The following is a 24,743-nucleotide window of genomic DNA, read 5'->3' as shown; positions in this document are numbered from 1 at the left end:
GTCGTGGTGGCGGCGTGCGGAGGGCATCAGGAGGTGCGACCGCCGTCGACGGGAATCAACGCTCCGGTGATCCAGCCGGAGAATTCCGGGTCGAGCAGGCCACACACCCAGCCGGCGACCTCGGCGGGCTGGCCGAAGCGGCCCAGGGGCGTCGCCGCGAGCAACGACGAGCGCAGCGCGGCGGACGCTGCGGTGTCCAGGCCCATGTCGTCCCACATCGGGGTGTCGACCGGTCCGGGGAGGACGGCGTTGACGCGGACGTCCGGGGCCAGTTCCCTGGCCAGTGATCGGGTGAGGCTGTTGAGGGCGGCCTTGCTGGCGCCGTAGAGGGACCGTCCCGGCATGGCCAGCACCCCGCCGACGGACGACACGTTCACCACGGCGCCCCGATGCTGACGCAGGTGGGGGAGCGCCGCGCGGATCAGTGCGGCGGGGGCGCGGACGTTGGTGGCCAGCAGACGGTCGAAGTCGTCGTCCGTGGCGGTGTCGAGCGCCGCGAAGCGGGCCAGGCCGGCGTTGTTGACCAGGCCGTGCACCGTACCGAAGCGGGCCGTGGCGGCGGCCACGATGTGCTCGGCCGCGCCCGGCCGGGTGATGTCGGTGGCGATCACCTCGACGCGGTGGTCACCGGCGGCGGTCAGCCGGCGCAACGCCGCCTCGCGGCGTCCGACCGCGACCACGGTCGCGTCGCGTGCCAGCAGGTGCTCGGCGATGGCGCGTCCCATTCCCGTGCCGGCGCCGGTGACGATCACGGTGCGGCCGGCGATGCCGTCGCCCGGCTCAGCCACGGCCGGTCACGCCCGCGCCGGGGTGGGGGACCGCGACGACGTGACCGGCCGGGGCGGCCGGGTGCTGCGGCGGGTGCGGCCGGGACGCGGGTCCGGTGACGCGATGAGCGGTAGCGAGCATGACCTCCGCCTCGACCGGGCTGGTGTGTGCGGTCCAATCTGTCGGCCGGCGGGCGGGTCGGCATCCGTTCCGACAGAACTGCGCCAGATGCGGACCGGCCGGCGCGGCGGCCGGTGACGATGCGGGGACGGTACGGCCTGTCGCTGCGCCGGTGTCCGGATCCAGGACGGAAGGTGTTGCCGATGAGTTCGCCCACGGCCGGCGCCACGGCGCTCGACCTCGCCGACCCGACGACGTTCGTGCGCAACGACCCGCTCGCGTTCTGGTCCGAGGTCCGTGACCGCAGTCCCGTGTACTGGCACGACGGCCGGGCGGGCCGCCCTGGGTTCTGGGTGGTGTCGCGGTACGCCGACGTGCTCGCCTCCTACGCGGACGCGGCGCGGCTGAGTTCGGCGCGCGGTACGGTGCTGGACGTCCTGCTGCGGGGTGACGACTCCGCCGGTGGTCGGATGCTGGCGGTCACCGACCGGCCGCGTCACCGCGAGCTGCGGAGCGTCATGCTGCGCGCGTTCTCTCCCCGGGTGCTCGGTGAGGTCGTCGGGCGGGTCGAGCGGCGCGCGGAGGAGCTGGTCCGGCGGGTCACCGGGGTCGGAGGTTTCGACTTCGCCACCGAGGTCGCCGAGCATCTTCCGATGGGCACGATCTGTGACCTGCTGTCCGTCCCGGCGGCGGATCGGGCGGACCTGTTGCGGTGGAACAAGAGCGCGCTGTCGTCCGACGAGGCCGACGTCGACCCGTACGCCGCGGTGGAGGCCCGTAACCAGATCCTGCTGTACTTCGTCGACCTCGCGGAGCGGCGGCGGGCCCGTCCCGGTGACGACGTGGTCAGCATGGTCGCCACCGTCACCGTCGGTGGGAAGTTGTTGTCCATCGAGGAGGTCGCGCTGAACTGCTACAGCCTGATTCTCGGTGGTGACGAGTCGTCGCGGGTGTCGGCGATCTGCGCGGTCAAGGCGTTCGCGGACTTCCCCGATCAGTGGCGGGCCGTGCGTGACGGGGCCGTCGCGGTCGACACCGCCGTCGAGGAGGTGGTGCGGTGGGCGACGCCGGCCATGCACTTCGCCCGGACCGCCACCACGGATCTCGAGCTGGGGGGTCGGCAGGTCCGCGCCGGTGACATCGTCACCTTGTGGAACCTGTCCGCGAACTTCGACGAGCGGGAGTTCGACCGGCCGGGCCGGTTCGCCGTGGCGCGTACGCCGAACAGGCACGTGTCGTTCGGCCACGGGCCGCACTTCTGTCTCGGGGCTCATCTCGGGCGGGCCGAGTTGCGGGCGCTGCTCACCGCGCTGGCCGGTGCCGTCCGTGGCATCGAGATGACCGGCTCGCCGCAGCGGGTCTACTCGAACTTCCTCAACGGCTACCGCACCCTCCCGGTCACCTTCGTGGGCCGCTGACCGGCACGGCGGCAGCGGGGCGGGCTGCGGGGGCGGCCCGGCCCGCCGACGCTCGACCGGTGCGTCGGCGGTCGGGTGCCAGCGTGGCCGGGGCGGTCTCCGGTGGCCCGGTCGCTACGCCGACGCCCGCAGCGCGACCTTGTCGACCTTGCCGACGGCCGTGCGCGGGAACTCGTCGAGCGGCACCACCCGGTCGGGGATCTTGTAGGTGGCCAGGCCGCGTTCGCGGAGGAACGACTTGACCGTCGCCGAGGTGACCGGTTCGTCCCGGAGGATGACGAAGGCGACGGTCTTCTCACCGAGCGTGGGGTCGGCCACGCCGACCACCGCCGCGTCCCGGATCGCGGCGTGGGTGAGCAGGTGCTCCTCGACCTCCTCGGCGGGCACCTTCTCCCCGCCCCGGTTGATGACGTCCTTGATGCGTCCGACGACGACGATGCTTCCGTCGGGCCGGCGGCGGACCAGGTCGCCGGTGCGGAAGTAGCCGTCGGGGGTGAACGAGCGACGGTTCTGCTCCTCGGCGCGGTAGTAGCCGCGGATGGTGTACGGGCCGCGTACCAGCAGTTCACCCTCGACGCCGTCGGGGACGGGCCGGTCGTCGGGGTCGACGACGAGGATCTCGTCGTGCGGGGCGAGGGGGCGTCCCTCGGTGGTGAGGACGATCTCCTCCGGGTCGTCCAGCCGGGTGTAGGTCAGCAGCCCTTCGCCGACGCCGAACCACTGCGTCAGCCCGGCGCCGAGGCTGGTGCGTACCTCGGCGGCGCGGGCGGGATCGAACTTGGCGCTGCCGACCTGGAGTGTCAGGTGCGGCAGCCGGGTACCGGACCGGCGGGCGGCGTCGATCCAGAGCCGTACCACGGGTGGCACGAGGGTCGTGAGGGTCACTCGTTCCCGTTGCACCAGGTCGAACACCTCGTCGGGGCGGACGCTGGAGGTGAGTACGGCGGTGCCGCCGACCAGCAGGGTGCCGAGGACGCCGGGGCAGCCGAGGGCGGAGTTGTGGCCGATCGGGTTGACGGCCAGGTAGACGCCGTGCTCGTCGAACCGCAGGGCCTGCGCCGTGGCGCGCATGTTGTAGGCGTAGTCGTCGTGGGTCCGGGGGATGAGCTTGGGCAGGCCGGTGGTGCCGCCGGAGAGCAGGAACAGCGCGGGTTCGCCGGGGTCGACGGCGGGCAGGTCCGGCCCCGGCCGGTGCAGGTCGGTCAGGGCGGTGAACTCCTCGGCGTCACCGCAGACCACGACGTGTTCCAGCGTGGGGACGTCGGCCCGTACCTGTCGGGCCAGTGCGCGGTGGTCGAAGCCCTTGACCTGGTCGGCGACGACCAGGGCGACGGCCTGCGAGTGGGCGCAGAGGTGGGTGAGCTCGACCCTGCGGTGTCCCGGCAGGGCCATGACGGGTATGGCGCCGATCCGCAGCAGCGCGTGGACCACCACGACGAACTCGGGCACGTTGGGCAGTTGGACGACGACCCGGTCCAACGGCGCGATGCCCAGGTTCGCCAGCCCGCCGGTGACGGCGCGGGCCTGCGCCGCCAGGTCGGCGTAGGTGATCCGCCGTTGGCCACACACGAGTGCGGTCCGGTCGGCGTGCCGGGCGCAGGCCTCGTCGAGCAGGTCCCCCAGCGGTCGTCCCTGCCAGTAGCCCTCGCGGCGGTAGCGGGTGGCGAGGTCCTCGGGCCAGGGCACACATCCATCGAGCATCGCGTCCACCCCACAGGGTCGGTGAGCTGACCAGCACGGCGTGTCGACGCCGACGCTCCAGCGTGGCCCGGGTCGTGACGCCGGTGCCGGCCCGGTGACAGGGACCGGAAAGGGATCGTCCAAGGGCGTCCGCCCTGTCGTGATCCTTTCGCCGTCGGGCACCGGCGCGTCGGCGGAGGCTAGCGTCGGTCGCCGGGCAGCGCCCGCGTACCCGGGGACCGCAGAGGACGGAGTGAGCAGGTGCCGACCGTTCCGGAGTTGTTCGAGTCCGTGGTGGCGCGCGCCGGGGACGACCCGGCGGTGATCTTCGGTGCCCGCGTGGTCACCTACGCCGAGCTCAACGCCCGCGCCAACCGGTTGGCGCGGGCGCTGGTCGAGCGGGGCGTCGGCGCCGACACCACGGTGGCGGTGGCGATGCCGAAGTGCGACGAGCTGATGGTGGTGCTGCTGGCCGTGCTCAAGGCCGGCGGCGCCTACCTCCCGCTGGACCCGCAGTATCCCGCCCGGCGGCTGGCGCACATGGTCGACGACGCCCGGCCGGTGTTGCTGGTCCGGTCGGCGGGGGTGTCGCTGGACCTCGGGGCGCCGGTGGCCGAGCTGGTGGTGGACGACCCGGACGCGGTGCGGGACATCGGGTCGCGGCGGGGCGACGACCTGACCGACGGGTGCCGGGCTGCTCCGCTGGACCCCCGGCACCTGATGTACGTCATCTACACGTCGGGTTCGACGGGGACGCCCAAGGGTGTCGCCGTGACCCACCAGGGCGTCGCCGACATCGTGGCCGCCCAGTCCGCGTCGATCGCGCCCGGACCGGGTGACCGGGTGCTCCAGTGGGCGTCGATCAGTTTCGACGCGGCGTTCTGGGACTGGTCGGCGGCGTTGCTGTCGGGGGCGGCGCTGGTCGTGGCCCCGGCCGAGGAACTGCTGCCCGGCGAACCGCTGCGCGCCACGCTGCGCCGTCACGCGGTCACCCACGCGGTGCTGCCGCCGGTCGCGCTGAGCGTCACCGACCCCGACGGCGTGCTGGTCGGCGGCACGCTGATGTCCACCGGTGACGCGTGCACGCCCGCCCTGGTGGCCAGGTGGTCGCCGGGGCGGCGGATGTTCAACGGGTACGGGCCGACCGAGACGACGGTCGGGTCGACCATCGCCGGTCCCGTCACCGTCGCCGACGAGATCACCATCGGGACGCCGTGGTCGGGCAACAGCGTGTACGTCCTCGACGAGCGGCTGCGTCCGGTCCCCGACGGCCGCGACGGTGAGCTGTACCTGGCCGGTAACGGTGTGGCGCGCGGATACCTGAACCGGCCGGGGCTGACCGCCGACCGTTTCGTGCCGGACCCGTTCGGGCCGCCGGGCAGTCGCATGTACCGCTCCGGTGACCGGGGCCACCGCCGCGCGGACGGGCAGGTGGTCTTCTCCAGCCGGGGCGACGGCCAGGTGAAGGTCCGTGGTTTCCGCGTCGAGCTGGGCGAGGTCGAGGCGCGGTTGGCGGCGCACCCGGCCGTGGACGTCGCCGCCGTGGTGGTGGTCGGCGACCTCGCGGGCGCGCGCCTCGCCGCCTACGTCAGCACCGTCGACGGCGTCGAGGTGCCGGCTGCCGAGCTGCGCGCCCACTCGGCGCAGACCCTGCCGGAGCACATGGTGCCGTCGTCGGTCCGGGTGCTGCGACGGCTCCCGGTCACCGCCAACGGCAAGATCGACCGTACGGCGTTGCGGGATCTCGCCGCGTCGGCGGCGTACCGGGCGGGGGAGCGCGGCGGTGAGGCGTCCGCGTCGGTGGAGCGCCGGCTGTGTGCGATGGTCGGGGAGCTGTTGGCGGTGCCGGAGGTCGGGCCGGGCGACAACTTCTTCACGCTGGGCGGTCACTCGGTGCTGGCGACCCGGTTGGCCGGTCGGATCCGCGACGAGTGGGGTGTGACCCTGCCGATGCGGACGGTGTTCGAGAAGGGCACCCTGGCCGAGCTCGCCTCGGCGGTGCGGGAGGCTACGGCAGGGTGACCGCGCCCCACTCGTGCGGGGGCACGTCCCGCAGGTGCCGGGTGAACTCCCACAGGTGGCCTTCGAGGTCGCGGACCAGGTACTGGCGCAGCCCCCACGGCTTGTCCGTCACGGGCGCGACGATGTCGGCGCCGGCTGCGGTGGCGCGGACGAAGTGCGCGTCGACGTCGGGCACCCAGACGATGACCTGTTTGCAGGTGTGCCCGCCGGTGCAGGCGCCGGTGTGCCGTCCGCCGGCCGACCGGACCATGACGATGCCACCGCCCGTGTCGAGGTCGGCATGGCGGATGGTCCCGGTGGCCGGCTGCCGGAGGAGCAGGCGGAATCCGAAGACGCCCACGAGCCAGTCGACGGCACGGTCGGGGTCGGCGTAGGCGAGTTCGACGACCACGTGGGGAAAGCCGCGAGCCGGGTCGTACACGGGGTCTCCTTCGTTGCGCGATTCCTTCCGGGAGGCTAGCCACCTCCGGTTGCCACCGGCGCGCGTGACGAAGCATCTGTGACAGACGGCTGGGAGAAGGGCCGGAGTCGCGGCCCGCGCCGAGCGGGAAGTGTGCGCCCCGGGTCGTCGTCATCCGCGGGGTGACGGCTGTAACGGTGGTGATTGCAGATGCCGCCGGTTCGGTCCGGATCCGAGCATTGGGCACCGAGACAGCCGTACCGCGAGATCCGTCAACGACCGTGAGTGGGGAAGACATGCGCACCATCGGCGGCCCCGAGATTGCCGACAGCACGCGGGAATGCGTCGCGACGTCGGTCGGTGCCACCGCCACGAGCTTGTGCGGGCGCGCCGGCCACGGGTGCCGCTGTCCCGTACCCGGCCCGGGCTGTCCCTCGTGACCACGCCCGGGGACGGCACGGCCCACGACACCTCGGTCCCGCCGCGTCTCGACGACGCCGGGTGTCGGCGGATGCTCGCCCTGGGGCACGGTGGCCCCGCCGTCGCAGCCCCGACCACGGTGCCCGAGATGTTCGCGGCCGTGGCGCGGCGTCTGCCCGGCGCGCTCGCCGTCGTCGACGGTGCGCGGGAGCTGACCTACGGCGACCTGGACCGCCGCGCCAACCGCTTCGCGCACCTGCTGGTCGACCGTGGCGTCGGTGCCGACGACGTCGTCGCGCTGCTGCTGCCCCGCTCGGTCGACCTCGTCGTCGCCGTCCTCGGCGTCCTGAAGGCCGGTGCCGCCTACCTGCCCGTCGACCCCGGTCACCCGGCGGCCCGGATCCAGCGGCTGCTCGCCGACGCGAGACCCGCGCTGGTCGTTGACGACGCGCGGACGGTGACCGGGGCCGGGGACCGGCCCGCGACCGCGCCGCAGGTCCGGCACCGGCCGGAGCAGGCCGCGTACGTCATCTTCACCTCCGGCTCGACCGGTGCGCCCAAGGGTGTGGTGGTCAGCCATCGCGGCATCGCCGACCTGGTGGCCGCCCAGCGCCGGCACCTCGGTCTGGGGGCGGGCAGCCGGGTCGCCCAGGTCTTCTCGCCGGCCTTCGACGCCTCGGTGTGGGAGATCCTCGGCGCGCTGCTCACCGGCGCCACGCTCGTCGTCGGGCCGGCAGACAACCCGTTCGGGGTGCTGACCGGCCCGGCGGCGCTCACCCATGCCACGGTCACGCCGTCGGTGCTCGCCGCGCTGCCCGTCGCCGCCGTCCGGGTGCCGACCCTGGTCGTCGCCGGGGAGGCGTGCCCGGTCGAGCTGGCCGCCGCCCTGTCCCCGGGCCGCCGCATGATCAACGCCTACGGTCCGACCGAGACGACGATCTGCGCCACGGTCAGCGACCCGTTGGCCGGCGCGGGCCCGGTGCCGATCGGCCGGCCGATCGCCGGCACCCGGGTGTACGTGCTGGACGACCGGCTCCGGCTCGTCCCGCCCGGCGTTCCGGGCGAGCTCTACGTGGCCGGCACCGGGGTGGCGCGCGGGTACCTGCGCCGCTTCGGGTTGACGGCGGGCCGGTTCGTGGCGGACCCGTTCGGTGCCGGGGAACGGATGTACCGCACCGGGGACGTGGTGCGGTGGTCGGCCGGCGGGCAGCTCGAGTTCGTCGGCCGCGCCGACGACCAGGTCAAGATCCGCGGGTTCCGGGTCGAACCCGGCGAGGTCGAGGCGGTCGTCGCGGCCTGCCCCGGGGTCCGCCGGGCCGCGGTGGTGGTGCGCGAGGACGGCCCGGGTGGCAAACGGCTGGTCGCGTACGTGGTCGGCGACGGGGCCGGGGTGCGGGACTTCGCCGCCGGGCGGCTGCCCGAGCACCTGGTCCCCGCCGCGGTGGTGGAGCTCGACGCGCTGCCGGTGACCGGCAACGGCAAACTCGACCGGGCCAGGCTGCCGGCGCCGGTCGACGCCCGGACCGCCCGCGCGGCGCCCACCCGCTACGAGACCGCCCTCTGCGCGATCTTCGCCGACGTGCTGGGCCTGCCCACGGTCGGCGGCACGGACGACTTCTTCGCCCTCGGCGGCCATCCGCAGCTCGCGATCCGCGTCGTCGGCCGGGTCCGCTCGACGCTCGGCCGCGAGGTGTCCCTGCAGTCCCTGTCCCGGAACCCGACCGCCGAGGGCCTCGCCCGCATCCTCGACTCGGCTCCCCAAGCCCGGCCCCGGCTGCGCCGGATGCCCCGTCCGGAGGATGCCTCGTGATCCCGTTGTCGTTCGCGCAGCGCCGGTTGTGGTTCCTGCACCAGATCGACGGTGGCAGCGCCTACAACAGCTCCATCGCGCTGCGGTTGACCGGTGACCTCGACGTGGCGGCGTTACGGGCCGCGCTGCGCGACGTCGTCGCCCGGCACGAGGTGTTGCGCACGGTGTTCCCGGCAGTGGACGGGGAGCCGCACCAGCAGGTGCTCGCCGTGCCGGACACGGTGGAGCTGACGCGGATCACCGTCGACGAGGTCGCCTCCGCCGCGGCGTACCCCTTCGATCTGGCGCGGGAGGCGCCGCTGCGGGCGTCGCTCGCGGTGGCCGGTGACCGGGAGCACGTGCTGGTGCTGGCGATGCACCACATCGCCGTGGACGGCTGGTCGATGGGTCCGCTGGCCCGGGACCTCGCCGTGGCCTACCGGGCGCGCCGCGCCGGCGAGCCGCCCGGCTGGGCACCGCTGCCGGTGCAGTACGTCGACTACACCCTCTGGCAGCGGGAGCTGCTCTCCTCCGGCGGGTTGCTCGACCAGCAGGTCGCCTACTGGCGGCGGGCCCTGGCGGGCCTGCCGGAGGAGCTGGCGCTGCCGGTCGACCGGCAGCGACCGGCGGTGGCGTCCTTCGCCGGTGGGGTGGTGGCGGTCGAGATCCCACCGGAGCTGCACGCCCGCCTGGCCGCGCTGGCCCGGTCGCACGGGGTGACCCTGTTCATGGTGGTCCAGGCGGCGGTGGCGGTGGTGCTGTCGCGGCTCGGCGGCGGGGACGACATCCCGTTGGGCACCCCGACCGCCGGACGGATGGACGAGGCGCTCGACGAACTGGTCGGCTTCTTCGTCAACACGCTGGTGGTGCGGACGGACCTGTCCGGCGATCCGACCTGCGCCGAGCTGCTGAGCCGGGTCCGGGAGACCGGCCTGCAGGCCCTCGACCATCAGGACGTGCCGTTCGAGCGGCTCGTGGAGGAGCTCGCGCCGGCCCGGTCCACGGCCCGGCACCCGCTCTTCCAGGTGATGGTCGCCGTGCAGACCACCGGCGTGTCCCCGGTCGAGCTCGGCGGGCTGCGGATGGAGCCGGTGCCCACCGGCCCGCCACCGGCCCGCTTCGATCTCAACCTGCAGCTCGTCGAGCGGCCCGGTGCCGGCGGGGTGCGCGGCGGCCTCACCTACGCCACCGACCTGTTCGACGAGTCCACCGTGCGGGGCATGGTGGACTGCCTGCTGCGGGTGCTGGCGGCGATGGCCGCGGATCCGTCCGCGCCGGTCGGCCGGATCGACGTGCTGGGGCCGGCGCGGCGGCGGGAGCTGCTGGCGGCGGGTGACGGTGGCGCCGCGGCGGTGCGGGACGTGTCGCTGGGGGAGCTGTTCGCGGAGCAGGTGGCGCGGACCCCGGACGCGGTCGCGGTGGTCGACGGCGAGCGGCGGCTGACGTACGCGCAGGTGGACGTCGCGGCGGGCCGGCTGGCGTCGTGGCTGCGGGGTCGGGGGGTGGGCCCGGAGTCGCTGGTGGGTCTGTGGCTGGACCGGTCGGCGGAGCTGACCGTGGCGATGCTGGCGGTGTGGAAGGCCGGTGGCGCGTACCTGCCGTTGGATCCGGACCATCCGGTGCGGCGGGTGCGGGACATGGTCGAGGACGCCCGGCCGGTGGTGGTGCTGTCGTCGCGGCCGGCGCCGGGGTGCGTGGTGCTGTCGGATGTCGAGCTGCCGGAGGCGGTCTGCGCCGGGGTCGGGGTGCGCGCGGAGCAGCCGGCGTTCGTGATCTACACGTCGGGGTCGACGGGCCGGCCGAAGGGTGTGGTGGTGCAGCACCGGGCCGTGGTCCACCGGCTGGCGGCGTTGCAGCGGGAGTTCGGGTTGTCGGCTGCGGACCGGGTGCTGGTGAAGACCCCGTCCGGGTTCGACGTGTCGTTCTTCGAGTACGTCTGGCCGTTGTTGCAGGGGGCGGTCCAGGTGGTGGGGCGGGCCGACGGGCACCGGGATCCCGACTACCTGGCCGAGGTGATCGTCGCCGAGCGGGTGACGGTGGTCCAGTTCGTGCCCTCGATGCTGCGGGTCTTCCTCCAGTCGTCGAAGGCGGCGGCGTGCACGGGCCTGCGGGTGGTGATCTGTGCCGGTGAGGCGTTGCCGCAGGACCTGGCCTGGGAGTCGGTGCGGGTGCTGGGCGTGCCGCTGGCCAACCTGTACGGGCCCTCCGAGGCGGTGCTGTACTGCACGTCGGCGCGGATCGACGCCGGTGACCCGGTGACGATCGGTGGGCCGATCGCGCACACCCACGCGTACGTGCTCGACGACCGGCTGCGGCTCGTCCCGCCCGGCGTCGCGGGTGAGCTCTACGTGACGGGTGCGGGGCTGGCGCGCGGGTACCTGCGCCGCTTCGGGTTGACGGCGGGTCGGTTCGTGGCGGACCCGTTCGGTGCCGGCGGGCGGATGTACCGCACCGGGGACGTGGTGCGGTGGTCGGCGGGTGGGGCGCTGGAGTTCGTCGGCCGCGCCGACGACCAGGTGAAGATCCGCGGGGTCCGGATCGAGCTGGGTGAGATCGAGGCGGTGGTCGCGGCCTGCCCCGGGGTGCGCCGGGCGGCGGTGGTGGTGCGCGAGGACGAGCCCGGTGAAAAGCGGCTGGTCGCGTACGTGGTCGGCGACGGCGACGGGGTGCGCGACTTCGTGGCCGAGCGCCTGCCGGAGAACATGGTGCCGGCCGCGACGGTGGAGCTGGAGTCGCTGCCGGTGTCGGTCAACGGCAAACTCGACCGCGCGGCGCTGCCCGCGCCCGTCTTCGACGCGACCGGGCGGGGGCCGCGGACCCTCCGGGAGGAGATCATCGGCGCGGAGTTCGCCGCCGTGCTGGGGCTGGCCTCGGTCGGTGTCACGGACAGCTTCTTCGACCTCGGCGGCCACTCGTTGCTGGTGGTCACGCTGGTCGAGCGGTTGCGGGCCCGCAACGTGGCGGTCGACGTGCGGACCCTCTTCGAGGCGCCCACCGTCGAGCGGCTGGCGGCGGTGGCCGGTCAGCCGGAGGTGACGGCTCCGGAGCCGGCGGTGCCGCCCGACGCCACCGTGCTCACCCCCGAGATGGTGCCGATGGCGGGGCTGCCGGCCGACGAGGTGGCGGCCGTCGGCGCCGCGACCTGCGGCGGCGTGGGCAACGTCGCCGACGTCTACCCCCTGGCGCCGCTGCAGGAGGGCCTGTTCTTCCACCACCGGCTCGGCGACGCGGCCGGGGGCGACCCGTACGAACTGCGGCTCGTCGTCCGGTTGGGCTCCGCCGCCGAGGTCGCCGACTTCCTCGCCGGCTGGCAGGCGGTGATCGACCGGCACGACATCCTGCGCACCGCCCTGGCCTGGGAGGGGCTGACCCATCCGGTGCAGGTCGTCCACCGGCACGCGACCCTGCCGGTCACCGAGCTCGGCCCGGACGACCTCACCCGCGTCGCCGACCCGGCCGACCGGGACCTGCCGCCGCTGGACCTGCGGCGGGCGCCCCTGATGGACGCGCACGTCGCCGGCGTCCGGGTGCTCCTGCGGGTGCACCACCTGATCCTCGACCACACCGCGCTGGGCGTGGTCCTCGACGAGGTGCGCGCGGTGATGCGGGGCGAGTCCGCCGACCTGCCGGCGCCGCTGCCCTACCGGACCTTCGTGGCCCAGGCGTTGTCCGGGGTCAGCCGGGCCGAGCACGTCGCGTACTTCCGGCGGCTGCTCGCCGACGTCACCGAGCCGACGGCGGCCTTCGGGGTGCTCGACGTGCGCGGGGACGGCCGGGGCGCCACCCACGCCCGGGCCGTCCTCGACGCGGGCGTGGCCGTCCGCGTCCGGGAGGCCGCCCGTCGTCGGGGGGTGACCCCGGCGACGTTCTTCCATGTGGTCTGGTCGCGGGCGCTCGCCGCCATGTCGGGCCGCGACGACGTCGTCTTCGGCACGATGGTCTTCGGCCGGCTCCGGGCCGGTGCCGGCGGTGACCGGGTACCGGGCCTGTTCCTCAACACCCTGCCCGTCCGCGCCCGGGTCGCCGGGGTGGCGGTGGCCGACGCGCTCGGCGCGATGCGTGCCCAGCTCGCCGAGGCGATGGTGCACGAGCACGCCCCGCTCGGGCTCGCCCAACCGGTCAGCGGCGTGACCGCGCCGACGCCGCTGTTCACCACCCTGCTCAACTACCGGTACGGCGGGGACGCCGCCCCCGTCTTCGACGTGGTCGCGGGCCGGGAACGCACGAACTATCCCCTGGACGTCTCGGTCGACGACCTCGGCGAGGCGGGCTTCCGGTTCAGTGTGCACGCCGTCGCGCCCATCGACCCGCAGGTGGTCTGCGCCGTGCTGCGCACGACGACGCTCGGTGTCGTCGAGGCGGTGGAGACCCTGCCCGGGCAGGACCTCGCCCTGGTGGACGTGGTGGCCGCCCCCGGCCCGGCCGACCCGGGCCGGCGGGGGCGGGCGGTGACCCTAGGGGAGGTGTTCGCCGCGCAGGTGGCGCGGTCGCCGGAGGCGGTGGCGGTGGTCGACGGCGAGCGGCGGCTGACGTACGCGCAGGTGGACGTCGCGGCGGGACGGCTGGCGTCGTGGCTGCGCGGTCGGGGGGTGGGCCCGGGGTCGCCGGTCGGCCTGTGGCTGGACCGGTCGGCGGACCTGGTCGTGGCGATGCTGGCGGTGTGGCGGGCCGGGGGCGCCTGCCTGCCGCTGGAGCCGGACGATCCGCACGGGCGGGTGCCCGACGTGGTCGCCGGGGCCCGGCCGGTGGTGGTGCTGTCGTCGCGCCCGGCGCCGGGCTGCACGCCGCTGTCCGAGGTGGACCTACCGGCGGTCGGACCCGTCGGGGCCGGGCGCCCCGGGGCCGGGGTGGCGGCGGAGCATCCGGCGTATCTCGGCCACCCGGCGACGCCGGGTGTGGCGCTGTCCCACCGGGCGGTGCTGAACCGGTCGGCGGCGTTGCAGGCCGGGTTCGGGCTGTCGGCCACCGACCGGGTGCTCGTGGCGACCCCGGTCGACCACGTCTGGCCGCTGCTGCACGGGGCGACCCTGGTGGTGGCCCGCGCCGGCGGCTCCCTGGCGGCGACGATCGCCGCGCAGCGGGTGACCGTGGCGCAGCTCCTGCCGCCGGCGCTGCGGACCCTCGCGCAGTCGCCGGACCCGGGCGCGTGCCCGGACCTGCGGGCGCTCGGGTGCCTCGGGGCGGGGGCGCCGCCCGAGGCCACCTGGCGGGGGGTGCCGGTCACCCCCGTGTACGACCCCACCGGCGCGACCCCGGTGGTGGCGGGACACCCCCCGGCGGACGCGGCCCTGCGGGTGCTCGACGGCCGGCTGCGGCCGATCCCTGCGGGCGTGGCGGGGGAGCTGTACGTGACGGGGGCGGGGCTGACACACGACTGGCGGGACCCGTCCGGGCCGACGGCGGGTCGGTTCGTGGCGGACCCGTTCGGTGCCGGTGGGCGGATGTACCGCACCGGGGACGTGGTGCGGTGGTCGGCGGGTGGGGCGCTGGAGTACGTCGGCCGCGCCGGGGACCGGGAGCGGGGGCCGGGGTCGCGGGCCGACGCCGACGCCCCGGCCGGCTGGGCGCCGCCGGAGGGTCCCGACGAGCAGACGATCGCGGCGGTCTGGTCCGAGCTGCTCGGCGTCGACGGCGTCGGCCGGTACGACGACTTCTTCGCCCTGGGTGGGCACTCGCTGCTGGCCCTCACGATGGTCGAGCGGCTGCGCACGCGGGGGCTCGACCGCACCGTGCGGATGGTCTTCGACCACCCGACCGTGGCCGGGCTGGCGGCCGGGCTGCCCGGCGGGCCGGTCGTCGCCGAGCTGCCGCCCTTCGCCGGGCTGACCCCGCAGGAGGTCGACGGCATCGCGGCCGGCCACGCGGGCGACCTGCAGGACGTCCATCCCCTCATCCCGTTGCAGGAGGGCATCCTCTACCACCATCTGCTGGCCCCGGAGACCGACGGTTACGTGCTCTCCCAGCTGCTCGCGGTGGACAACCGGGAGCGGCTGGACGCCTTCCTGGCCGCGCTGAACGCCGTCGTGCAGCGGCACGACATCCTGCGGACGTCGTTCCACTGGGCGGGCCTGCGGCACCCGGTGCAGGCGGTGTGGCGGCACGCGACCGTGGCCGTCGAGGAGGTCGAGCCCGCCCGGCTGACCGGGCCGGTGCGGATGGACCCCTCGCGCCCACCGCTGCTGCGGGTGCTGCTGGCGCGGGACGGGGACGGGCCGCAGTGGCTGGCGCGGGTGCTGCTGCACCACCTGGTCGGCGACCACACCTCGATGGCGGTCGTCCACTCCGAGGTCGCGGCCATCCTGGCCGGCCGGGAGCTGCCCCGGCCGGTGCCGTACCGGGAGGCGGTGGCCCAGGTGCTCGCCGGCGGCCGGGCGGAGGACCACGACCGGTTCTTCACCGAGCTGCTGGCCGGCGTGTCGGAGCCCTGCGCCCCGTACGGGATCCTGGACGTGCGCGGCGACGGTACGGCGCTGACCGAGGCGCGTGGCGTCGCCGACGGCCGGGCGGTCCGGGAGCTGGCCCGGCGCTGCGGGGTCCCCACCGCGGCGGTGGTGCACCTGGCGTGGGCGCTGGTGCTGGGCCGGTTGACCGGCCGCGACGACGTCGTCTTCGGGACGGTGCTCTCCGGCCGCATGCACGTCGGCGGGAGCGCCGAGCGGGCCCTGGGCCTGTTCGTCAACACGCTGCCGATCCGCGTCGACGCCGCCGGGCACACCGTGGGCAGCGGGTTGCGGGAGGTCCAGCGCCTGGTGGCCGGGTTGATCCGGCACGAGCAGGCACCCCTGGCGCAGGCGCAACGGTGCAGCGCGGTGCCCGCCGGGACGCCGCTGTTCACCAGCCTGCTCAACGTCCGGCGGCACGACCCGCAGGCCGCCGGTCCGCAGCGGAGCTGGACGGGCATCACCACGCTCGGCGGCGCGGGCGGCACGAACTACCCGCTCGTCGCCTCGGTGGACGACGGCGGCGACGACCTCGTCGTGACCGTGCAGGCCCGGTCCCCGATCGACCCGGAGCAGGTGTGCGCGCTGCTGGGCCGGGCCCTGTCGGCGCTGACCGGCGGAGACGACGTGGCGCTGGACCGGCTGGAGATCGTGCCGGCGGTGCCGAGCCCGCCCGGGCCGACCGGCGGCGGCGAGAGCGTGCCCGAGGCGTTCGCCCGGCAGGCGCGGGCGACCCCGGACGCGGTGGCGGTGCAGCACGGCGACCGCAGCGTCACCTACGCCGAGCTGGCGGCGGCCGCCGACCGGATCGCCGCCGGCCTGGTCCGGGCCGGCGTCCGGCGCGGCTCGCGGGTGGCCGTCAGCGCCGGCCGGGGCGTGGACCTGGTCGCCGGGCTGCTCGGCATCCTGCGGGCCGGGGCGGTGTACGTGCCGCTGGACCCGGCGGATCCGCCGGCGCGGCGACAGTGGGCGCTGGCCGACGCCGACCCGGTCCTGCTGCTCGACGAGGCGACGCTGGCCGAGCTGCTGCGCGCCGGGACGCCGGCGGCGTCGCCGGGGGTGCCGGTGGGCGGCGCCGACGCGGCGTACGTCATGTACACGTCGGGTTCGACCGGGGTGCCGAAGGGGGTCGTGGTCGAGCACCGCAACATCGTGTCGCTGGTACGGGACAACGGTTTCTTGGGGCTCGGGCCCGACGACGCGGTCGCCTTCGCGGCGAACCCGGCGTTCGACGCGGCGACCTGGGAGCTGTGGGCGCCGCTGCTCCACGGGGCCCGGGTGGTGGTCGTCGACGAGCCGGACGTGCTGGCCGCCGACCGGTTCGCGGCGCTGCTCACCGCGGCGCGGGTGACGGTGCTGTGGCTGACCGCCGGGCTCTTCCACCAGTACCGCGAGCAGCTCGGTGACGTCTTCGCCGGTCTGCGGTGCCTGATCGCCGGTGGGGACACCCTCGACCCGGCGAGCGTGCGGCGGGTGCTGCGCTCCGGTGCCCCGCAGGTGTTCCTCAACGGGTACGGGCCCACCGAGAGCACCACCTTCGCGCTGGTCCACCGGATCGGGGCGGGGGAGTGGGACAGCGTGCCGATCGGCCGGCCGGTCGCCGGACGGCACGTGCACCTGCTGGACTCCCGGGGGCGTCAGGTGCCGCCCGGCGTGGTCGGTGAGCTGTATCTCGGCGGCACCGGGCTCGCCCAGGGGTACCTGGGCCGGCCCGCGCTCACCGCCGCCCGCTTCGTCGCGGACCCGTACGCCGCCGACGGCTCCCGGCTCTACCGCACCGGGGACCTCGGCCGGTGGCTGCCGGACGGCACCGTGGAGTTCCTGGGCCGCAACGACGTCCAGCTCAAGGTGCGTGGTTTCCGGGCCGAACCCGGCGAGGTGGAGGCCCGGCTGGGCGAGCACCCCTCCATCGCCGCGTGTGTCGTCGTCGTCGCGGGGGACCGGCTCGTCGCCTACTGCGTGCCGGCGGGGGAGCACGGGATCGACCCGGTGGCGCTGCGCGGTCATGTGGCCGCCCAGGTGCCGGCCTTCCTGGTGCCGGCGGCGTTCGTGGCGCTGGACGCGCTGCCGCTGACCCGCAACGGCAAGGTCGACCGGGCGGCCCTGCCCGACCTCGACGCCGGGGCCGTCGCGCGCGCCGACTACGAGCCCCCGCAGGCTGGAGTCGAGCGGCTGATCGCCGACATCTGGGCCGAGACGCTCGGCGTCGCCCGGGTCGGCCGCCACGACAACTTCTACGCGCTCGGCGGTCACTCGCTGCTCGCGGTGCGGGTCGCCGAACAGATCCGCGCGGGTGGGCTGGAGTGCGACGTCCGCATGGTGGCGGCCACGCCGACCCTGGCGGACCTCGCGGCGGCGGCGAGCCGGGAGGCGCGGACGAGCGCGCCGCCGCGCTCCGGCGGACCGGTCGCCGGCCGCCGCTACGACCTGACCTGGGGTCAGCGGGGCATCTACGAACACTTTCGGCGCAACGGGTTCGCGATGGAGGCGGGCATCGTGCCGGTGCACTGGGCGCTCCCGCGACCGTGCCCGCCCGAGGCGGTGCGTCGCGCCCTGGACCATCTGGTGCACCGGCACGAGTGCCTGCGCACGGTCTACCTCGACGACACCGGGACACCGGTCGGGCCGGGGAATCCCGCGCCGGTGGGGCGGGTCCGCCAGCGGATCGACCCCGCCGGCCCGGTCCCGGTGGCGCTGACCGACCGTGCTCCGGCGGAGGTGCTGGACGCGGCGGCCACCCTCGATCCGTTCGCCGCCTCGGCGTTGCAGGTGCAGCTGATCGGTACCGGCGCGGGGGTGGTCGCCGTCGCGGGCGGGATCTCGCACATGGCGGTGGACACCTTCGGTCTCACCACCCTGGAGGCGGAGTTCCGGCACTGCCTGCGTGCGGCTCTCGACGGTGTGCCCGTCGACGGTCTGCCGCCGGTGCGGCAACCCCGGGAACTGGCCGTGGAGGAGGCGACCCCGACCGCGGCGGCGGCCGGCGCGGAGGCGATGCGGTACCTGCGGTCGCTGCTGCAGCGGGCGCCCCGGGTGTACCTCACGGCGGGGCAGCCACGGTCACAGCTGCGGGTGTCCCAGGTGCGTGGCATCTCGTGGCGCCTGCAGCAGGCGGTCGACCAGGTGGCGAAGGAGTGCTCGGCGGCGGTGCCGGCGGTGCTGGAGACGCTGGTGGCGGCCCTGCTGGCCGCGCACACCGGTGAGCCCCGGGTGCTGCTGCGGACGCTGCACGCCCGGCGGCACTGGTTCTCCGGCGTCTCCTACGTCGCCCCGCAGTCGCTGCCGTCGCACATCCTGCTCGACGTGCCCGCCGGCTGCTCGTTCGAGGAGGTGCTCGAACGGGCCCGCGCGGCGCGGGCGGAGGCCGCCGCGCGCACTGACTTCGACGTCTGCGACATGCTCGACCTGCATGCCGAGATCGGTGCCGGCATCGGCCGGTTCCCGGACGGTTTCGTGCTCTTCAACTGCTGGGACGCGGAGCCGGCGGTGCCGGACGCGGAGCCGGCCGGCACGCGGCCCGCGCAGGTCGAGGTCCGGCCCGAGACGAGCATGCTGCTGGACATGCAGGCCGAGATCGCCTGCGGCACGCACGCCGTGCCGGGCGGCATGTGGATCAAGTTCGGCTTCAGTGAAGCACTCATCGGCACCACCGCGCAGACCTTCCTGCACCGCCTCGAGCTGTTCGCCGAAGCGGTGTCGGCCGGTCCCGGCGCGCCCCTCCCCACCCTGACAAGCCTAGGAGTGAGCCATGCAGAACCCCACCGTCAGCAGGGACCTGCTCGTCCTGGGTGAGGAACTCGAGATGTACGCGCCCAGCGAGCACGAGGCGGACTTCCAGTACCAGGAGATCTTCCGGCACGAGTGCTACGACCGGTTCACCCTGCGGGCCGAGCCGGCCATCGTGGACGTGGGTGCGAACATCGGCCTTTTCACGGTCTTCGCCAAGCGGCGCTGGCCGCAGGCGCGGATCCTCGCCTTCGAACCGGTGCCGGCCACGGCGGCGTACCTGCGCCGCAACATCGCGCTGCACGGCCTGCGCGACGTGACCGTCGTGCGGGAGGCGCTGGGCGAGACCGACGGCACCGAGATCACGATGGTCAACTACCCGAACCTGCCGGGCAACTCGACCCGTTATCCACAGGACAAGCAGCTCCAGATCGACGCGGTGGCCCGCCGTCACCCGGACTGGGACCTCGTCGAGCAGTACCGGGCCGAGCGGGTGACGGTGCCGCTGAGCCGACTGTCGTCACACCTGTCCGGGCTGCCGCACGTCGATCTGTTGAAGGTGGACGCCGAGGGCGCCGAGCTGGAGATCCTGCGGGGGATCGCGCCGGAGCACTGGCCGGGCATCGACAACGTGGTGGCGGAGGTGCAGGACCTGCACTCCCGGCTGGAGGCGACCCGGGCACTGCTCACCGAGCGCGGGTTCCGCTGCGAGGTCGAGCCGTCCCCGATGGTCTACCCCGAGATCCGGACCTATCTCGTCACCGCCCGCCGGCCGGTCTGAGGGCGGCGTGCCGGCGATCCGGGGCAGCGTCAGTGTTTGCCCCCGTTACGGATCGTATCCCTGCGCTGACGCGGTGCGCCGGGGATAGCTTTGCGACTCATGGATGTTGCACCCGTGCTGTGCGGCGACTTCACCCTGGACCGCCGCGCAGCGGAGAGCTACCTGCAACGGAAGGACGCGCAGCTGGCGGCGCTTCCGCGCCGGCCTGACCGGACCGCGCACGAGCAGGCCCGGGCCGAGGCGGTGCACGCCGACGCCCGCCGGTTCCGGTCCGACTTCCTCAGCCTGCACGCCGAGTCGGTGTACGACGACCTGACCGCCCGCCGCACCACGACGCCCCGCCTCGGTGAGCTCGCCCACCGGGCGGGGGTCGCCTTTCCCGGGCTGGCGCCGACCGCCGCGCAGTTGGCCGAGGAGGCGGGCCGGCCGCAGGCCCTCAAGGAGGGGCGCGAGATCGACCAGGGGATTCTCTTCCACGCGCTGCTGTCCGCGCCGGTCGCGGGTGCGCACCTGGTCGAGGCGATGTTGCGGCCGACCGCGCGGGCGGTCGGGCTGCGGGAGCGCTACGAGAGGACGGGCCGGGTCGAGCTCGAGGCGGCCCGGGTGGAGCGGCGGGGTGCCGCCGGGCACGTGACGATCACGAACGTCGGCTGCCTCAACGCCGAGGACAACCTGCACGTGGCCGACGTGGAGACGGCCGTCGACCTGGTGCTGCTGGATCCGGCGACCCGGGTGGGCGTGCTGCGGGGTGGCCCGATGACCCATCCCCGCTACGCCGGCCGGCGGGTCTTCAGCGCCGGGATCAACCTCAAGCACCTGCGCTCGGGTGAGATCTCGTTCATCGACTTCCTGCTGCGCCGCGAGCTCGGTTACCTCAGCAAGATCGTACGCGGGGTCGCCGGGGTGCGGCCCCGGACGGTGCAGAAGCCCTGGCTGGCGGTGGTCGACACGTTCGCCATCGGAGGCGGCGCCCAGATCCTGTTAACCTGTGACCGAGTGATTGCCGTCCGTGATTCCTGGATCAGCCTGCCCGCCGCCCGGGAGGGCATCGTGCCCGGCGTGGCCAACCTCCGGCTGACCCGCTTCGTGGGCTCCCGGGCGGCCCGCCGCCTGATCCTCGGTGGGGCGCGGATCCGGGCCGGCGAGCCGGAGGGCGGCCTCTTCTTCGACGAGGTGGTCGACGAGTCGGCGGTGGACGCCGCGATCGACGACGCCGTCGCGGATCTGGCCACCCCGGCCGTGGCCACCAACCGTCGGATGCTCAACCTCGCCGAGGAGCCCGTCGACGGCTTCCGTCACTACCTCGCCGAGTACGCCCTGGAGCAGGCGGTGCGCGCCTACAGCCCCGACGTCCTCGACAAGGTGGCCGCATTCCACTGACCGGTGCCCCAGGGGCAGCATTTACCCCATCGCGGGGCAAACATCGACAAACTTCTTGCCGGTGCGCTGATTCCGCCGCAATGATTGGCGGCAGCGAGCGAGACGCTCCCGGCTGTGATCGAGGCTCGAGCACGGGCGCTCGACTGGGGGGAAGGCTAGGTCGTGACCCAATCCATCGTGGCCTGTGAGACGTGCCGGACGCAGATCGACCGATCGAGCGCCGTCACATCGAGCACCTCGGCCCGGTACTGCTCGAACGCCTGCCGGCAGCGCGCCTACCGGTTGCGCCGCAAGGTCGGCGGTGCCACGGTCGCCGGTTCCGGCCCACGGTCGACGCACCTGAGCAGTTTCGTCGGTCGCGTCGACGAGCTGGTCGAGTTGCGCAGGCTGCTGCGGACCACCCGGATGCTGACCCTGACCGGTCCGGCGGGGGTGGGCAAGTCCCGACTGGCGGTGGAGCTCGCCGACCAGGAACGCCGGGGCAGCCGCTGCGACGTGGTCGTCGTCGAGCTGGGTGACCTCTGCGCACCGGCCGACATCGCGGAGCGGCTCGCCGAGGCGATGGGGGTTCCCGTCGACGAGGCGGAGCCGGGCCCGCCCGAGCCCGGCCCGGACACCCGGGACCGGCTGCTGGTGCTCAACGACTGCGAGCACGTGCTGGACGCGTGCGCGCCGATGCTGACCACCCTGCTCGTGCGCCTGCCGGTCCTGCGGGTGGTGGCCACGACCCGGGAGGCGTTCCGGCTGCCGGGGGAGCTGGTCTGCCCGGTGCCGCCGCTGAGCCTGCCCGACCCGGAGGCGAGCGGCGCGGCCACCCTCGAACCCCGGTCGGACGCGGTCCGGCTCTTCGTCGACCGGGCCCGCGCGGTCACCTGCGGGTTCGAGCTGACCGAGGAGAACGCCGCCCACGTCACCAGCATCTGCGCCCGGCTCGACGGTTTGCCGCTGGCCATCGAGCTGGCGGCCCGGCTCGTCCGGTCCTTCCCGCCCGCCGAGATCCACGCCCGGCTCGACGACCGGCTGGCCCTGCTCACCGCCGGCTGGCGGACGGCCGACAAGCGGCACAGCGGCATGCGCGCGGCCTTCGACTGGGGGTACGAGCTGCTCACCTCCGTGCAGCAGGCCCTGTTCCGCCGGTTGTCGGTGCTGTCCGGGCACTTCTCGCCGGAGGCGGTCACCGCCGTGGCGGCCGGCCCGGACGTCCCGGCGGCGGCGGTGCCCGAGCTGCTGGCCGACCTGGAGGCCAAGTCGCTGATCGTCTCCTGTGCCGACCGGGAGGGCCGGGCCCGGTTCCGGATGCTGGAGTCGATCCGCGTCTACGCCCGCGAGTTGCTGGTGGTCCGCGACGACGTCCGGGCCGTCCAGGAACGCCTGATCGGCTGGCTGGCCGGCCTGGCGGCCCCGCTCTGCGACACCGCGGTGGTCCCCGCCGCGGCGCTGGCGGCGATCGTGGCGGAGAGCGACAACTTCGCCGCCGCGCTGGGCATGTTCGCGGACCCGACCGACGACCGGCAGCTGCTGCTGGCGGCGGCCCTGGCCTGCACCGAGGCCTGGGGTGGCCTGCGGACCGACGCCGACCGGTTGTTGCCCGAGACCCTGCGACGGGTCAGTCCCCGGTCCCGGTACCGCAGCGTCGCCGTCGGCGCAGCCGCTGTCCTCGCGGCGCGCAACGACGACGCGGAGACCGCTCTGCGCCTCGCCCACGACGCGGTCCAGGTGGAACGTGACGGCCCCGCCCGGCCCGCGCTGCTGAGCCGGCTGCTGCTGGTGCGGTCGGTGCTGCTGGCCGAGGCCGGTGAACCCGCGCGGGCGCTCGCCGACCTGAGCGAGTGCCTCGGCATCAGCCGGGCCCGCACCGACGCGCTGATGACCGGCGCCGGGCAGAGCGCCCTCGCGCGGGTCCTGCTGCAGACCGGTGACGTGACGCGGGCCGCGGACGTCCTGGCCAACGCCCGACCGTACCTGGAGGGCGACGGCGTGCCCCGGTGGCTGCGCGAACACCTGCACACCACGGCGGGCCTGATCGCCCTGGAGGACGGTCAGCTCGGCGCCGCGCAGGCCGCCTTCACCAGCTCGTTGCAGTCCTTCCAGGAACGGTCCGTCGACGCGGGCGTGACCATCGAGGGGCTGGCCGTCGTCGCCGTCCGGTCGGGCCGCTACGAGCTCGGGCTGCACCTGTTCGCCGTCGCCCGGCGGCTCGGCGCACCGTACGCCCCGGCGTGGTGGCGCGACCGGGTGACCGCCGCGACCGCGGAGGCGATCCGGAAGGTGCCCGCCGCCCGCGCCAAGGCCGCCCTCATGTCCGGCCGGGACCTGCCGCGGCACCAGATCGCCACGCGGACCCTCGGACTGCTGACCTCGTCGGGCGGGGACCCGGCGGGTACCCCGGAGGTGACCGGCGGCGCGTCGTTGAGCCGCCGGGAGTGGGAGGTGGTCGCCCTGGTCGTGGAGGGACGGACCAACCGGCAGATCGCCGCCCGCCTCTTCCTGTCGGTGCGCACCGTCGAGACCCACCTCAGCCACATCCGGGCCACCCTGGGCCTGCGGTCGCGCAGCCACCTCGCCGCGTGGGGCGCCCAGCACCAGTCCTGCGCCGCCGCCGCGGGCACCGCGCCGTCGCCGTCGTTGCGATCCGCGTGACCGCCGTAACGGTGGCGAATGCAGATGTCCCCGGCCCGGACCGGCCAGCAGTATCGGGCACGGGGCCACCGCACCGGGGGATCCGTCAACGACTCTGAGTGGGGGGCGATGCGCACTCTAACCATCGGCGACCGCGAGATCTCCGACACGACGGACGCCTATGTGATCGCAGAGATCGGCCACAACCACGAGGGTGATCTCGCCACCGCCGAGAAACTCGTCCGGGCCGCCGCCCGGGCCGGGGCCACCGCCGCGAAACTCCAGAAACGCGACAACCGCAACCTGTACGTGCCGAGCATGTACGACATGCCCTACCCGGGGGTGAACAGCTACGGCGCGACCTACGGCGAGCACCGGACCGCCCTGGAACTGGGGCTGGAGGAGTACACGCACCTGGCCAAGGTCGCCGCCGCCGTCGGTATCGACTTCATCGCGACGGCGTTCGACGCCGCGAGCGTGGACTTCCTGGCCCAGGTGGGCGTGCCCGCCATCAAGATCGCCTCGGCGGACCTGACCAACACCCCGTTGCTGGCCTACGCCGCGAAGGTCGGCGTACCGCTGATCGTCAGCACCGGCGCGGCCGACCTGGCCGACGTCGTCCGCGCGGTCGAGACGATCGTGCCGATCAACGCGAACCTCGCCCTGCTGCAGTGCACCGCGATCTACCCGGCCGTACCGGCGGAGCTGCACCTGGCCGTCATCACCACGCTGCGGGAGACGTTCCCCGACCTGGTCATCGGATTCTCCGGCCACGACACCGGCACGGCGGCGAGCACCATCGCCTACGCGCTGGGCGCCCGGGTGGTGGAGAAACACTTCACCCTCGACCGCCGTGGGCCCGGCAGCGACCAGCACTTCTCCCTGGAGCCGCCGGACCTCGAACGCCTGGTGCGGGACCTGCGCGTCACCCGCGAGTCGCTGGGCACGGGGGAGAAACGCCGGCTCCCGGCGGAGCTGCCCGCGCTGCACAAGATGGGCAAGAAGCTGGTGGCGGCCCGTGACCTGCCGGCCGGGCACCTGCTCACCGGCGCGGACATCGCCATCAAGTCGCCGGGCGACGGGCTGCCGCCCTACCTGCTGGGTGACCTCGTCGGGCGCCGGGTGCGCGCCCCGATGGCCGCCGACGAGAGCTTCCGGTCCGACTCGACCCGCTGAACGG

11 protein-coding genes are annotated in these 24,743 nt (G+C 74.6%); 8 read left to right on the top strand and 3 right to left on the bottom strand.

What is annotated here, in order from left to right:
- Positions 1 to 26: 26 nt before the first annotated feature.
- The gene (locus AWW66_RS11425; protein WP_211271916.1) at positions 27 to 788 is read right to left on the bottom strand and encodes an SDR family NAD(P)-dependent oxidoreductase; all 762 of its coding nucleotides are present in this window, start codon (positions 786 to 788) and stop codon (positions 27 to 29) included.
- Positions 789 to 1,091: 303 nt separating this feature from the next.
- Here AWW66_RS11425 and AWW66_RS11420 point away from each other — a divergent pair, with 303 nt between their 5' ends.
- A complete protein-coding gene (locus tag AWW66_RS11420; protein WP_067363971.1) occupies positions 1,092 to 2,306 on the top strand; it encodes a cytochrome P450 in 1,215 nt (404 codons plus the stop codon).
- A gap of 114 nt (positions 2,307 to 2,420) precedes the next feature.
- Here the strand turns inward: AWW66_RS11420 and AWW66_RS11415 are convergent, their stop codons facing one another.
- On the bottom strand, positions 2,421 to 4,007 hold the full coding sequence (locus tag AWW66_RS11415) for a (2,3-dihydroxybenzoyl)adenylate synthase (RefSeq protein WP_067364004.1): 1,587 nt from the start codon (positions 4,005 to 4,007) through the stop codon (positions 2,421 to 2,423).
- Between the two features lie 240 nt (positions 4,008 to 4,247).
- Between AWW66_RS11415 and AWW66_RS11410 the strand changes: the two genes are divergently transcribed.
- Complete coding sequence (locus AWW66_RS11410) at positions 4,248 to 6,008, top strand: non-ribosomal peptide synthetase (protein WP_067363968.1); 1,761 nt, start codon at positions 4,248 to 4,250, stop codon at positions 6,006 to 6,008.
- Here AWW66_RS11410 and AWW66_RS11405 read toward each other — a convergent pair.
- Positions 5,995 to 6,429: a VOC family protein gene (locus AWW66_RS11405; RefSeq protein ID WP_067363965.1), complete on the bottom strand. Its 435-nt coding sequence runs from the start codon at positions 6,427 to 6,429 to the stop codon at positions 5,995 to 5,997. The genes AWW66_RS11410 and AWW66_RS11405 overlap by 14 nt on opposite strands.
- A gap of 415 nt (positions 6,430 to 6,844) precedes the next feature.
- Between AWW66_RS11405 and AWW66_RS11400 the strand changes: the two genes are divergently transcribed.
- From AWW66_RS11400 to AWW66_RS11375, 6 genes are all read left to right on the top strand, one after another.
- A complete protein-coding gene (locus tag AWW66_RS11400; protein WP_169807095.1) occupies positions 6,845 to 8,638 on the top strand; it encodes a non-ribosomal peptide synthetase in 1,794 nt (597 codons plus the stop codon).
- Positions 8,635 to 18,849 carry a non-ribosomal peptide synthetase gene (locus AWW66_RS11395; protein ID WP_067363959.1) on the top strand — a complete coding sequence of 3,405 codons (10,215 nt, stop codon included), beginning with the start codon at positions 8,635 to 8,637 and terminating at the stop codon, positions 18,847 to 18,849. The genes AWW66_RS11400 and AWW66_RS11395 overlap by 4 nt, the downstream gene beginning before the upstream one ends.
- Complete coding sequence (locus AWW66_RS11390; RefSeq protein WP_067363956.1) at positions 18,806 to 19,564, top strand: FkbM family methyltransferase; 759 nt, start codon at positions 18,806 to 18,808, stop codon at positions 19,562 to 19,564. Before AWW66_RS11395 ends, AWW66_RS11390 begins: the two co-directional genes overlap by 44 nt.
- Before the next feature lie 99 nt (positions 19,565 to 19,663).
- Positions 19,664 to 20,944: a (3,5-dihydroxyphenyl)acetyl-CoA 1,2-dioxygenase DpgC gene (dpgC, locus tag AWW66_RS11385; protein WP_067363953.1), complete on the top strand. Its 1,281-nt coding sequence runs from the start codon at positions 19,664 to 19,666 to the stop codon at positions 20,942 to 20,944.
- A 162-nt stretch (positions 20,945 to 21,106) separates the two neighbouring features.
- Complete coding sequence (locus AWW66_RS11380; RefSeq protein WP_157527385.1) at positions 21,107 to 23,584, top strand: ATP-binding protein; 2,478 nt, start codon at positions 21,107 to 21,109, stop codon at positions 23,582 to 23,584.
- Between the two features lie 108 nt (positions 23,585 to 23,692).
- Positions 23,693 to 24,739 (top strand): N-acetylneuraminate synthase family protein, encoded by a 1,047-nt coding sequence (locus AWW66_RS11375; protein WP_067363947.1) that lies wholly within the window; start codon positions 23,693 to 23,695, stop codon positions 24,737 to 24,739.
- Positions 24,740 to 24,743 lie beyond the last annotated feature (4 nt).

Source organism: Micromonospora rosaria (genome assembly GCF_001567585.1).
Classification (GTDB): domain Bacteria; phylum Actinomycetota; class Actinomycetes; order Mycobacteriales; family Micromonosporaceae; genus Micromonospora; species Micromonospora rosaria.
This window is presented reverse-complemented; position numbering and strand designations above follow the sequence as displayed.